The 14,483-nt window shown below is 41.7% G+C and carries 10 protein-coding genes and 1 other RNA gene; all 11 read left to right on the forward strand.

What is annotated here, in order from left to right:
• The coding region (locus IQ270_RS21555) for a glycosyltransferase (protein ID WP_193975257.1) at nt 1-1,396 on the forward strand (1,396 nt) is incomplete at its 5' end.
• 149 nt (nt 1,397-1,545) lie between these two features.
• Nucleotides 1,546-1,788: a hypothetical protein gene (locus IQ270_RS21560; RefSeq protein WP_193975258.1), complete on the forward strand. Its 243-nt coding sequence runs from the start codon at nt 1,546-1,548 to the stop codon at nt 1,786-1,788.
• Between the two features lie 33 nt (nt 1,789-1,821).
• Complete coding sequence (locus tag IQ270_RS21565) at nt 1,822-2,427, forward strand: hypothetical protein (RefSeq protein WP_193975259.1); 606 nt, start codon at nt 1,822-1,824, stop codon at nt 2,425-2,427.
• Nucleotides 2,428-2,533: 106 nt separating this feature from the next.
• Entirely contained in the window at nt 2,534-2,770 is a 237-nt protein-coding gene (locus IQ270_RS21570; RefSeq protein WP_193975260.1) for a type II toxin-antitoxin system Phd/YefM family antitoxin, read from the forward strand.
• A 164-nt stretch (nt 2,771-2,934) separates the two neighbouring features.
• Entirely contained in the window at nt 2,935-6,891 is a 3,957-nt protein-coding gene (locus tag IQ270_RS21575) for a hypothetical protein (protein ID WP_193975261.1), read from the forward strand.
• 1 nt (nt 6,892) lies between these two features.
• The gene (locus IQ270_RS21580) at nt 6,893-9,229 is read left to right on the forward strand and encodes a hypothetical protein (RefSeq protein ID WP_228056576.1); all 2,337 of its coding nucleotides are present in this window, start codon (nt 6,893-6,895) and stop codon (nt 9,227-9,229) included.
• Nucleotides 9,230-9,246: 17 nt separating this feature from the next.
• Nucleotides 9,247-9,399 carry a hypothetical protein gene (locus IQ270_RS21585; protein WP_193975263.1) on the forward strand — a complete coding sequence of 51 codons (153 nt, stop codon included), beginning with the start codon at nt 9,247-9,249 and terminating at the stop codon, nt 9,397-9,399.
• A 67-nt stretch (nt 9,400-9,466) separates the two neighbouring features.
• Nucleotides 9,467-11,233 (forward strand): serine/threonine-protein kinase, encoded by a 1,767-nt coding sequence (locus IQ270_RS21590; protein WP_193975264.1) that lies wholly within the window; start codon nt 9,467-9,469, stop codon nt 11,231-11,233.
• A gap of 136 nt (nt 11,234-11,369) precedes the next feature.
• Nucleotides 11,370-11,760, forward strand: a transfer-messenger RNA (tmRNA) gene (gene ssrA, locus IQ270_RS21595).
• Between the two features lie 645 nt (nt 11,761-12,405).
• Nucleotides 12,406-13,524 carry an NADH-quinone oxidoreductase subunit NuoH gene (gene nuoH / locus IQ270_RS21600; RefSeq protein ID WP_193975266.1) on the forward strand — a complete coding sequence of 373 codons (1,119 nt, stop codon included), beginning with the start codon at nt 12,406-12,408 and terminating at the stop codon, nt 13,522-13,524.
• A gap of 103 nt (nt 13,525-13,627) precedes the next feature.
• Nucleotides 13,628-14,203, forward strand: coding sequence for an NAD(P)H-quinone oxidoreductase subunit I (gene ndhI, locus IQ270_RS21605; protein ID WP_193975265.1), 576 nt, complete (start codon nt 13,628-13,630; stop codon nt 14,201-14,203).
• Nucleotides 14,204-14,483: the final 280 nt, after the last annotated feature.

Below are 14,483 nucleotides of genomic sequence, written 5' to 3' on the forward strand. Positions count from 1 at the left end.
CCTAATAGCATTAAATCCCCAAACTATTGCCTGGGGGCGGACTGGCGTTTCAGATATGCTGTTAGTCGGCTGTATGTGTTCGGCACTTCTGGCATTTTTTCTCGGTTACACCCTAGAAGAAAAAACAGAAAAAGCAGAATTTGCCACAGTTTCTGCATCGCGATTTCCCAATAAATGGTATCTAACTTGTTACGTACTAATTGCCTTAGCAATTCTGGCTAAAGGGCCTGTGGGAATTGTCGTTCCAGCGCTGATTATTGGTAGCTTCGCGCTGTATTTGGGAAATTTTCGGCAACTTTGGCGGGAAATGCGTCCGGTGTCTGGAATTTTGATTATTCTGGCGATCGCCCTGCCTTGGTTTATTCTCGTTATATTAGACAACGGTCAAACTTATATTGACAGTTTTTTCGGCTATCACAATTTCCAGCGTTTTACTGGAGTAGTCAACAAGCATTCAGCGCCTTGGTATTTTTACTTTTTTGTAGTGCTGCTTGGTTTTGCACCTTGGTCGATTTATTTGCCGGTGGCGATCGCGCGTACCCGTTTTTGGCAGCGCAGCTACTGGCGCCGTCAACCGCGCAGAGATCAATTAAGTTTATTTGCCCTATTTTGGTTCGGCTGTATCTTTGGCTTTTTCACGATCGCCGTCACCAAATTACCCAGTTACGTATTGCCATTACTGCCCGCCGCTGCCATTTTGGTGACGCTGCTGTGGAGCGATATTATTGCAGGTAACGAGCCCAAAAACAGGCCTGGAAAGTTAGAAAAAAAACCGAATTCTTTACCGCGAGGGCTGTTAGTCACATACATTTTCAATGTCGTATTTTTACTAATTATAGCCGGAGCAACTTTCTACTGCTACAACTGGCTGGGAGACGATCCGGCAATGCCCAATTTTCCGCAAGCACTTCAGCAGTCGGGATTGCTGATTGTGGGCGGTGCGATTTGGATAACTGCTGCGGTGGCGATCGCACTTTTGCTCTGGAAGCGGCAACAGCGCTGGATTTTGGTTGCCAACTTCATCGGCTTAGTAGCATTTATCATCTTTGGTCTGACTCCCGCCTACAATTTAGTTGATATCAACCGCCAGTTACCTCTAAGACAGTTGGCGCAGGTTGTTGTGCAACAAAAACTGCCGGGGGAAGAGTTTATTATGGTTGGTTTCTGGAAACCGAGTCTGGTTTTTTATACCGAAAAACCCGTGACTTACTACCGATCTCTCAGAGGGGCGATCGACTACCTTAAGGACTCTAAAAACCCCACTTCTCCCTCTATTTTGTTGCTGGGATATCCAGAAAAATTTGTGCAATTGGGGTTGCAGCCAAATCAATATCAATTGTTGGACAGTCGGGGCGCTTACCAACTCGCCAGGGTTCCGAGAACAGCATTTCGATAGTGTATTTTAATGCGAGTGCGGTGAGCCGATTTATATAATATTTTGCAGGGCAATCCCCCGTGGTTGCTCGTGCATCTGTCGATGGTGCGTCTAGGACTGTAAAAGCTATAATTTACTCAATACCTAAAACCCGAAGCTCGGAGCCTATAATGGTTTCAATTCTCAACAAACCCTCCTCGTTAATCCATGAGATTTGCATTGAAAAGGTCGATCGCTGGAAGTTGTTCAAATTTAGTGAATCGCTGCAACAGCGCATGGAACAATTGTTAGAGAAGAAGAAGGCAGACCAACTAATGGCAGAAGAGGCAGCGGAACTCGACGCTATTGGGGAATTAGATCGCATCTTTACCCACATCAATGCAATGATGGCGGCTCAAGATGTCGATCGGTGATCGTGAGTTAACTAGCGTTACGGAGTAGATTAGATGAATCCTGAGACAAAGCAAGTATCACAGCACATGAAAGAATTTGGGCTTCATATTCTTGGGAGAGCTATTTATGATGCAACGTTTAGCGAGATAACGAAGCCTTTTTCTCATATATTGTCGGTAGTTCATGCAGCACATGGAGCAGAAATACTTATTAAGGCACGCATTGCTGAAGAGCATCCGCTTTTAATCTTCAAGTCCTACCCTAAATCAAATACTACTAAGGATGTATTGAGTATCAAGGAACTCTTTAAGTACGGTCGAACTTTAATGTATTCAGAGTTACCTGAAGTTCTTTGGGCGGCAACTGGTTATAGAATCAAGGAATTAGATAGATATCTAAAATTTGGCGAGCTGCGAAACACCATTGTCCATTTTTCGCCAGATCCTGATTGCGAAGCTTCCACAGAGACCTTAAAATTTGCTTTGGAAGTTTTAGATAGTATAGTTCAGGACTTTTGGGGTGAGAGCTTGATTTACTATTCGCAAGAATGGGACGAGGCAATCATTTCAGATGGTTATCTGCAAGAACAAATTGAGCAATTGAATATTCAGGTGCACCCCGACACACAGAAAAAAATAGAAGTCTTGACACTCCCTTAAAATAAAAGGGAGATAGAAGTCAGTAAGGGGAACGATCGCTCATAATTAAGAGAGTGTCTACAGCCAGCCAACATCTAGAAAAGCGTATTTAGACGAGTGGAAGATTATGATCCCAATCAAGGAAGCTCAAAAGCAGTTGCAACAGTTGATCGATTCAGTAAGTGAGTCGCATCAACCGATCGTGATTGCAGGACAGACTAGCAATGCAGTCTTATTATCTGAATCTGACTGGGCATCTGTGCAGGAAACATTGTATCTTCTCTCAGTGCCCGGGATGCGGGAATCGATTCGGGAAGGACTGGCAACGCCGATTGTAGAGTGCGATCGGCATTTGGAGTGGTGAATTGGGATCTGGTATACGCCAAACAGGCACAGAAAGATGCCAAAAAACTCGTCTATAGCAATTTACGAGACAACGCACAAGAGTTCAGGTGCTACTATGGGTATCAGTCAAGGAGAAGACTATCCCACGATATGTATTTACTCTAGATAAGGTGATAACACATAATGCAAAAGCAAACAGACGATCTTAATCAGCAGTTAGAATCAGTTCGTTGCAAAATTATTAATTCCTACCTTGCAACTATTGAAGATAGTTTCAAAGAAAACCGTCCCCAACTAAAACTTATCAATTATGGTACGGGTTCAGGAAAAACTCACCAATTGTTTCAAGCAATTTATAAAACCATAGAAGAACATTCAAATATTCAAATAATCGGTATATATGTTGCGCCATTGAGAGAACACTTATGTGTTCCCACTTCAGTTGAGAGCCAATACCCAGATATTCCCATCTATAAAATAAATTCTTTAAAAATGAAAATGACGGATGAGTATATCAAATTATACCAGGAATTGATATCTTCAATTCTCAAAAACAAAAATATTTGGAAGATCGATAAAAAAGTATGTCCTGCTGAAACGGTTCAAGGAAATAAACGAAACCTTGAGAAAGTAAAAGATGTAATTAAACGCCTTGAATATGTAAAAAACACAGGTTTTGGAGATGAGGATTTTAATGATTCTGAAATTACGAGAGCAACACGGGAACTGAATAATTTAATTGAAAGCTTTTTAGAATTTTTCATCAAATGTGAATTAGACCAAAAAAATTGTCCTGATGAATGTTTAGAATTAATTAAAATATTTTTCCCCCTCCACCTTCTGCAAAAAAAATCTGGAATTTTGATGCTCACTTATAAAAAATTTGAAACGGCTATTCCGTACTTTATCCACAACGGTACAAAATGGGTAAAGAAAAGCAGTCATCTTGATAAATACGTTATTGAGCATACAGACAACTCCCGAAAGTTTATCCTTGCCTTGGATGAGCAGGAAGATGGCTACCAAATTATGCTAGAGGAGAAGATTGATATCATCTCTCCTGAAAAACTGGCAATCAATAATGCGCTGTCATCTATCAATAGAGAATTTTCTATGCTGTTTTCAACTCAAAATAATGAAAACAGAGATTTTTTAAATTTTGTAGATAAGAATAAGGGCGCTTTTTACGAATTTCAAGAACACTTGGAAAAAGACAAAGCTCTAGAAGAAAATTTGCAAAAATTCGCCCGCACATATCAAAGACTGACTGTTGAGGAGGGAAACTCTATTAATTTTTTACAACAAATAGTAAAAATTCAAAAGGGGCTTGACGAATCAATGGAAGAAATTGTTAGAATTTTTGATAATAATGATGAACAAAATCCCATTATGGTGGATTTTGAAATGTTATCCAGAGTTATTTCAAAATTTGAGAATAATAGAAGTTTGTTGATTCCTCAAAAGCTTTACAATAAAATCTGTGATGATTTAATGAACATTTTTGCATACAACAACCTATACATCTACAACCTCGAACCTCTGCAAAAATTGTTTTTAACCAAACCTTCTGGCGGGCACGTCCAAATCGCCGAGGAAAAAGTTGCAGATAATACCTCTGTAGCAGAGTTAATTTATGCCATTCTCGCTGTGCGATCGCAAATCAAAACCATCAAAGATTTTCTAGCTAACGTCTTAGATGCTGAAGATTCTCAATCCCGTTCTTTAGAAATTTGGTCGAAACAAATAGCTAAAGTCCAAAAGGCAAGTGAAGAAAGCCCCTCGCAAAATCAACTGCTAAAATACTTAAACACTGCTTATGTCTATGAAAGTTATAAGTCCATCGTAAATATTAAAGAAATTTCTCGTTATCAAAATCCTAAAAACAATCTGATAGATCGCGCCCTTAGAGAAGTTTCTATTGGTAGTACGGCTATATTGACTTCGCCTGAATTCAAGATAAATTCCATGTTATGCAATAATAGTAATGTGATTTTTTTAATTTCAGCAACAGGAGGAATTTTAGGAGATTTAAGCACGAGTTATGATATGCAGTATTTCAAAGATAAATTGCGTAATGCTAGTGAATCCGGTGAAAGTTCCTTTAAGGAAATGAGCGAGGAAGAAGTATCACTTTGCGAAGACATCAGAGATAGTCGTGAGGGCCAGCGACAGATGACAGTAAAGTTTTTCAGTGAGAATTTATTGTCTTTCCCAAATAACGAAACTCAAAAAGTTGTGGAACGATTTGAAGAAACTATTTTAAAAAGTTTTATCGACGATCTCAAACAGGGTGGGAATTGGCTGGGAATTTACAAAATCCAAGAACTTCAAAAGTTTATTCGTTTCTTGTTTTACCTGTTTGAGGATGACTCAATTAAAGAAACAATTGCTTTTACTCAAACTCTACGCTGGATTAAAAAGCTTATTCAACATTGCAATATACTCAATCATGCTAACTTTATATTTGAGGTGTCATCAGAGCATCCAAATATATATTATGTGGAAGTGAAGCATAAGGAATATCAGAGTAATATTCAGATTAAAATAATTTTGTACGAGGCATCATTCAACAGTCTTTACTGCGAGAAAAAAGCTGATAACACGTATTTGAATGAGCTGGTTGAAAAAGAAGGGGAGAAAATCTTCTTTATATCGGCTTATCAATCCGCTTCTAAAGGATTGAATACTATTATCAAAAACCCTAACGGCTATGAAAAAGATTTCGACTCTTTAGTGTTGTTAATGGACAGTTACTATACAGTAATGGGCCCACCGCTTAACAAATCAAAAGATTCTGGATTATCTATGACGCTTTACCATTTTGCCTTGATGAAAAGTATTGTAAACTTGGGAGAGTCTAATATTGAAATCAAAGATTTCAACCAGTATCTCAGCCGACCAGAAGCTGGAGAATTTCGACAGCAGCAACACCAGATTTTATTAGGGAAACAAGTTTTGCAGGCGATCGGCAGATCTGAGAGACGCGATTTTCCCAACCAAGTGGCAAAAATATTTGTTAATGAAGAAACCAGAAAAAATTTAGTGAATTTTTACAGATACCTGGAACGGGAAGAAAAGGATGAAATTCGGAAATTTTCTGTTAACAACCACAAAGTTTATTTAAGTGTTCGAGAAGAAGAGAAAAAACGATCGATTAAGGATTATGACGATCATGTTATTGATGAGATTGATGCCACTCTGGCTTTTCAAGCGTTTAGAACACAAATGTTGGAGGAAATCGATCGCTTTCATCTTAATAAACATACTTTTGACATCACAAAAGCGTGGAATGCGTTGCGCGATCCAATTGTTTTCAAAGACCCAGCCAAGTATCTCGAAAAGTTGCGAGATTCAGGGCTATTTCCTGCTGATTTTATTGAGTCATTATTCTATCACAAACCAGAACAAGTTGAATTTACTCCATATTTAGCTTCCGAGGAAGAAAGAGGCCAAAAATTCTGGATTATCAGCGATAGCATCAATGGGGAAAAAATCTATCCTTACCAGAACCGGTTATATCCTGACTCTCTAAAAATCAGCGATCGAGGCTATGACTTAGAAGGTAATGAAATTAGCTCCTTAGATCCTTCGACTGATTCAATCTACAGACTGTACAACAAGTTGATGCCACAACCTGAAGTTTTTAATACTTATATTCCGCGTCGGAATTTCTTCTACGATGTGTTGTATCCCTCACTGGCTGAAAATTTTGTGGAACGCTGGATTAAAGATGAAGTTTTCAAAGAAGGTAAAGACTGGAAAGCCATAAAATCCATCTATCGTTTTGAGGAATTGCGAGATTTCAAAAAATATTGTAAACTATACGAGCTGTTTGATTTGTACTATGTCAAGGAGAATACGCTATTTTGTATTGATGTTAAAGCTTGGAGCGAGGCTTCGGGAAATCGCCTGTCCAAAAAGACGCTGGATAAAACCGAAAACAAGCTGAAGGCGATTGTTTCAGACTATCCAGAATTTAGCACCGCAAGGGGGTTACTTCTTAACTTGCACGCCGCCCAAGAAAAAAATCAACAACACTCACCCACGCTATTTTCTGGAAATTTGATTTTCTTTGACGATCGCAATTGTCCAGTAGAATCCAATATCCTCAAAAAATTTTTGTTTTACAATGAGAAATAAAATGAACAATAAAACAGCAGCATTGTCAGATATATCGCGAACCAACCAAATAGAAATATTACAAAAGCCACAAGAACTTGCCGAAAAACTGTTTCAGTATCTATTTAAAATGGGAAAAGGGATAGAATCTTTTCCACTTCCATATCCGCTTCCTGAAGATAAAGATTCTGAAAATAATGAGGAATCACGGGCTACATATTATAAAAAGCAGCATAAATACATTAAAGAAGAAGTCCAAAAACGGCTTGCTGCACAGGGGGAAAAATGGGAAAAATCAGACATTCAATACTTCCTATCATATACGGAGGGCAAAAAATATGTATTCTTTTTATCCCCTAATAAAACTCATTCTGGATGGCAAAAGTTATTTACAGACAATTCTAGCAATCGAGAAAGAATTTTCAACCTCATTTTCAAGTTTTATATTCTGTCTCAAGGCTTATCCGTTGAAACAATAAATGGTTTTGAAGAATTACTGTTACTTCATTCCACGACTCTGGGCAAATCGAAAGACGCTCTTTTTGTATGGGGACAGAATTTGTTAATCAAATACAATCCATATAATGTACTAACATTAACATTGTCTAGAAAAAGACGAAAATTCTTATTGCCCAAAGATAAAAAAGATTACAAGACTGTAGATGCTGATAATTTAGGAGAGTTGTTGGTATTCAAAAATAAGAACTACTACTTCGATCGCGATCTCGATTCTCGCGCAAAAAATGATATTTATTTTATGCAATTTGATACAGATCCTAAAAATTATAATAAGTTCAAAAAGACTCAGCTTTATCATTACCAAAACCTCATGACAAAACTTGAGGGTTTTTTAAGTGAGTGCCAGATTAAATTTAAATCTCTTGATTTTCAAGCCGATCACTACTTAGAAAACCCTTTCATCAAAAACATAGAATCTGTAGAATCATTAGAGATTATTAACAATACTGGAGTCGATCTGACTGAATCTGACCAACAATTTTTGCAACATTTTCTGAAACATCAAGGGGTATCTACGATCGCATTTTACAAGGATGGAAAAACTGTTAGTACCTATGAAAAAGTAGAATCTGAAGGTGAGGACGGGGTTTGCTGGAGAATTACGGAATCTATTAAATGGTCAGATATTCAACTTGAACCGGAAAAAAACTATTTGGTTTTCAATAAACTTTTGGAGGAAGAAGCGGGTTCGATGGCTTATCAAGCAAAAGACAATCTGTGGTATCCATCAACAACAATAGATAATCAATCGCAAGTAGATTTCTATTCACAGTTAAAGAAAAGATTTAACTATTTGGAGACGGGACAGTTTTTTAGCACGCAGGGGATAAATATACCAGAATTTCGTGCTGTGGGAGATGAGAAAACTAATTTTGCGGTTTTTAATTATACAAATTGGAAAATTGATCGAGATCGAGATAGTCTACAGAAGGAGACGCAAGATTTTACAGAAGGGAAAATATTGGATGTAGAGGGTTCTATTTTTTGTTATCTAAAAGAACAAGCAGATAGCAAACAATGGGAAAGTTTCTGCGAACGATACAAGATAAAGATTTCCCCTGAATTTCAGAAAGTCTTGATTGAGTTGGGAATTAAGAACTGGATCGCGCAGAGTATTTTAAACGATAACTTGGGCTTGCCTATTACTCCTCAATCATTTCCTGAAAAACGATTTTTTAGTATTTATGTACGCAGCCCTAAAAACAAGGAAGCTAAAGCAGTTGCGGTAGAATTTCTGTATCAAAATGGTTGCATATACATAAAAAATGTGATGCGCGATTTGAAACAAATAGAAGCTAAATTCCAATTTTTAAGAAGGCGAAAAAATAAGTCAGAAAAATTAATTAACGATCAAAAATATTTGGTAGATGAATCAGAGAAGCTGTATATTAATTGTTATACAGATGATTTTTATACGCCAACATTAATTGGACGTGTTGGTATTCTTGAAGATATGGAAAGCCGAGAATTAACAATAGACCGCAAAAACAAAGGTGAAAGCAGTAGTAGATTGTTACCTTTGGTATCCCATTACAACAGCGAGATTCAACCTATCAATAGAATCCAAAATATGATAAGTTTGGATTTAAAGAACGAAACATTTATTCAGTATTATGTTCCTCCCGCACAAAGTGTCGGAGGCTCGATTCAAAAAGGGTTTAGAGTCTATCATTTGATTGGAAAAAGAGATTACAAAGAGTCAATGGCCACATCTGACCTGAGCGATCATCCCATTACAGCTTTACATTTTAGTACGCTCACTCAAAATATTTTAAAAGTCGGTGAAAACAGTCAGTCATCTCTGTTAGAAAAAATCGCAAAAGTATTAATTGAAAATTGAAACCAGGATGGATTTGAATGATGATGGCAGAAAACATCCAGATATTTCAGCGCCCCCAGAAGAGCATCGGATACACTCACATCTGGTGTGATTCCAGAGAAAAGTATCAACGTCAGCCAGAAGCAAACCTGCTATTTAGAGCCGATCGCACTTCTCGATCGCCTGATTGACAGTTCACTTGACCGACCATACGTGCCATAATCAGCGATATTATCTGGTACGCGATCGCCCGAAACTATGGATGCGCTAATCGGCAAAAGCTTACAAGGCGGAAAATACACCCTCGAACAAGAATTGGGACGGGGCGGCTTTGGAATTACCTTCAGGGCAAATCACCGCTATTTAGGACAGCCTGTAGTCATTAAAACCCTCAACGAATCTCTACGCCAGCAACCCAATTTTGCTGAGTTCGATCGCAAGTTTCAAGACGAAGCGAGGCGGTTGGCTTCCTGCGTCCATCCGAATATCGTCCGCGTCAGCGACTTCTTTGTGGAAGATGGGCAACCGTACATGGTGATGGACTACATAGCCGGTCAGGATTTGGGTGATGTAGTCTTGCCAAATCGACCGCTTCCAGAACAACTGGCAATTTCCTACATAACTCAAATTGGCGCTGCTTTGAAGGCAGTTCATCAAAAAGGTTTGCTGCATCGAGATATCAAACCGCAAAACATCCTCCTGCGCCAAGGTACTCAGGAAGTAGTGCTGATCGATTTCGGCATAGCCCGCGAGTTTACCAACGGTGCAACCCAAAATCACACTAATATGGTGTCCGACGGCTACGCGCCACCAGAACAGTATTTCGCCCAAGGAAAATACACGCCCGCCACAGATGTTTACGGTCTGGCCGCCACGCTTTATACTCTGCTGACAGGACAAGTGCCGGTGGCTGCAATTCTCCGTACCAGCCAGCCGATGCCTTCACCCCGCGACTTGCAGCCGTCCGTGAGTCCTGCTGTCAGTCAAGCGGTGATGCGGGGGATGACGGTAGAAGCTCAAAATCGCCCTGCTAGCGTGGATGAATGGCTGGGTCTGCTACAGGGGCAGTCGCCGGACACCGGGCCGACGGTGGCGGTGATTCCGGGACACGGGCCTCAGTCGCCTGCAGATATCAGAACAACGCCTGCTGTGGTTCCTTCAGGGGGCAGCAATCGCAAGATTTGGTGGATTTTGGGGTTGGTGGCGATCGCCCTGTTAGTTGCAGGTTTGGTCGGTGTTGCTAGGGTTTTCCTCAACCGACAACCTTCGGAACCGGCACCTGTAGCGAAGGACGATCGCACTTCGCCCCCCGCAGATCCAGACGCGCGCGTCAACCCCGCACCAATTCCCACTTCCACGCCCGCACCGATTCCGACTCCCAGACAAACTCCGCCGCCTGCTGCTGAAAATCCAGCGCCTGCTGCTGAAAATCCAGCGCCTGCTGCTGAAACTCCGCCGCCTGCTGCTGAAACTCCAACACCCGCCCCAACTCCAACACCTTTATCTCCAACTCCAGAGGCTGCCGAACCCACACCAACAGAAAAACTTGTTGACAAGGAATTGCCGCCCGATCGATCGCCCCCACCCAACGAACAACCAGCAACCAGCAATCGGAGGACTCCCACAATCCCCGGATATGCCGTTGGTACGCCGGAAAGTCAGATTTTAGCAGAATTGGGAGAACCCACTGACTCTCAAGGCCGGGGCTATTGGCCGAATACTCGCACCGCACTTTACGAAATATTGCCGAACCGGATTACTCTCGGCTACATTTACGATCGCGACTCCGACAAATTAGTGCAAACAGAGGGTTCTTTTGCCCCGTCGGTGGACGATTTGGTAGTGCGAACCGCCTTAAACGGGATGGTGGGCGGCGCTAACCGGGAGATTTTGCAGGGATTTCGCGATGTGCAGCAGCGCCGGACAAATCGGTTTACATTTAGGAAGGGTTCGCTCGAAGGTACGATCGAACGCAATCAGCGCGATCGAATTTACATCGGTGTCTGGGACGACAACTTGCATTAAACCTAAAATTGGTTCGATCGTTCGGACTTTAGTCCTCATCAACATCTGAGGACTAAAGTCCGAACGATCAAACAAAATCTCAAATCCCTTGACTTGACGCAACACAAAATATTGGCTATGATTAAAGAACGCACGAGGGGCTGTAATGGTTTCGACAGGGTGGCGAAAGCTGCTCCGTGATGCAGGTCGAGAGGGAGTCTACTCTCGCTAATATCGGCTCAAACAAAATAGTAAATGCGAACAACATCGTTCCTTTCGCTCGCAAAGCCGTAGCTGTAGCCTAAAAACTTCTTGAGCTTGGTTTAGAGTGTATGCCGCTTAACTCCGTTAACAGCAGCATAACAACCCCCAACGGATGCCCTAGCTAAACGTTTCTAGTCGTCTAGCCGGGAAAGCAATCACTAGAAAATCCCCCCATTTGGGATAAAGATGGTTCCCGCCCCGAGGATCAGAGGGGATAAACCTGTGAACGATCGGAAGGTAAATACCCATTTTGGACGGCAGTTCGATTCTGCCCAGTTCCATCGAAAAAGTGACGTAAAATCAATGGTTTAAGCCATTTGAAAGTCGCTTTACAACATTCAAAGGGCTCGCGATTTAAATCGCGAGCCCTTTATGTTTGGCATTCAATCTTGATTCAACGTGAACTACCCGACGCTGACATAGTAGCCGTAGGGTGCGGATACATCGACAATCCTCAAAAAAGATCGACAATCTCATAGCGACGCACCTGTTGTTTTGAAGATCCCGTGGAAGCAACCCTCCGTTTCACCCCGCCCAATATTTTTGTTTATAGCGACGCACCTGTTGTTTTGAGAAGCCCGTGGAAGCAACCCCCCGTTTCACTCCGCCCAATATTTTTGTGTTAAGCAAGCTTTTTTATAAATGGTATAAGGTACCCCGTCGGAGAAAACCCGAGTTTTTGGTGCTACATCCACAAATGACGCACCCTACAATCTCAAATCTCAAATCGTGTAAGTTACCAACCCATTAGCCAGCTTGGGGGATCAGATAATTAGAACTTCACCCATCCGTGCGTTCTTCGAGGCTGTGGGGCGATATACTATTAGGCGGTAAAGCATTAAAAATCTTTACAAACACCCGAATCTCCAAACCTACTCCTACTAAGGATGGGTGTAAAAATATATGCGATCGCTCATTCATCTGGAAACATGAACCCAGGAATTGACTTACAAGGAAGTTTTGTAGAAGCCCTGACGAATTTGGGCTTATCGGCAGACATCGCCCACTTACTGTGGCTACCATTGCCAATGGTGCTGATGATTGTCGGTGCTGTTTTCGGCGTACTGACAAGCGTCTGGCTAGAGCGGAAAATTTCCGCCGCGGCTCAACAGCGGATCGGCCCGGAATTTATCGGCCCTCTGGGAGTGCTAGCACCCGTTGCCGACGGGCTGAAGTTGGTATTCAAAGAAGACATTGTACCGGCAAAAGCTGACGCGCTGCTGTTCACACTCGGGCCAGTGATTGTCGTGATTCCAGTGTTTTTGTCCTATTTGATCGTGCCCTTCGGAGAGCATATGCTGATCGCCGACATGGGGACAGCCATATTTCTCTGGATTGCTCTTTCTAGCATTCAGCCGATCGGCTTGCTGATGTCGGGCTATGCTTCTAACAACAAATACGCCCTCCTCGGCGGACTCAGAGCAGCCGCTCAATCCCTCAGCTACGAAATTCCTCTAGCTTTGGCAGTATTGGCAGTGGTGATGATGTCCAACAGCCTCAGTACGATCGACATCGTACAGCAACAAGCCAGCTACGGCATCGTCGGCTGGAACGTCTGGCGACAACCCGCAGGTTTCCTAATTTTCTGGATCGCAGCCCTCGCAGAATGCGAACGGTTGCCCTTCGACCTCCCGGAAGCAGAAGAAGAATTGGTAGCAGGATATCAGACTGAGTACACGGGCATGAAATTTGCTCTGTACTACATCGCTTCCTACGTTAACCTCGTGCTTTCTTGCCTGCTAGTAGCAGTTTTGTATCTCGGCGGTTGGGAATCCCCGATTCCTGTCGGAGTCCTCACCAATGCCCTGGGATTGAGCGAGACGACTCCTTGGTTGCAGGTAATTACTGGCTTGCTGGGCATTACAATGACCATGCTAAAAGCCTACTTTTTCCTGTTTCTGGCAATTCTGCTGCGCTGGACTCTACCGCGAGTTCGGATCGACCAATTGCTGAATTTGGGATGGAAGTTTTTGCTTCCGGTTGCTTTAGTCAATTTGCTATTAACCGCAGCCTTGAAACTTGCCTTTCCCTTTGCTTTTGGGGGTTAATTTATAATAGGTAAAAGGCAATAATTAAGAAAAATTAGCTGTCAACAAATTACCTGTTATCAGTTAGCAATTACCAAAAACTCAAGTACAGAGAGAGAACACGATGCTAAAATTCCTCAATCAAGTAGGCGAATACGCCAAAGAAACTCTTCAAGCTGCTAAGTATATCGGTCAAGGGCTATCTGTTACTTTTGACCACATGAGACGCCGCCCGATTACGGTGCAGTATCCTTACGAGAAACTAATTCCTTCGGAACGTTTCAGAGGCAGAATTCACTTTGAATTTGACAAGTGCATCTCCTGCGAAGTCTGCGTTCGGGTGTGTCCGATCAATTTGCCTGTGGTGGATTGGGAATTTAACAAAGAAACTAAGAAGAAACAGCTCAAGCACTACAGTATAGATTTCGGGGTGTGTATCTTCTGCGGTAACTGCGTAGAATATTGTCCGACTAATTGTTTGTCAATGACAGAAGAATACGAGTTAGCCGCTTACGAGCGTCACGAGTTGAATTATGATAACGTGGCTCTCGGACGTTTGCCATACAAGGTTACAGATGACCCGATGGTGACACCGATGCGGGAATTCGCTTATTTGCCCAAAGGTGCGATCGACCCCCATGAAGTTTCCTACACCGATCGGCGCGCAGGTCTCCGTCCAGAGGAAATTATCGAAAAGTAGGTAATGGGGGGGGAATGGGGAATGGGTAATAGGTAAGGAGTGGAATCATTAAAAATTAGAAGTTAAAAATTTAGATAAAGTATAAAACATTTTTAATTTTTGATTTAGTGTTTTTAATTAGCCAATTACCAATTACCAATTCTCAATTACCAATTCTCAATTACCAATTACCAATGATTAATCTCCAATCCCAAATTTCCCATATCAAATCCCCAAAATTAATGCTGCTATTTTTAGCAGCATTGATTTTGGGGATTGGTGCTTGTGCGGCTCCGCAAGA

It is taken from the genome of Microcoleus sp. LEGE 07076 (assembly GCF_015207455.1).
Classification (GTDB): Bacteria; Cyanobacteriota; Cyanobacteriia; order Cyanobacteriales; family Microcoleaceae; genus Microcoleus.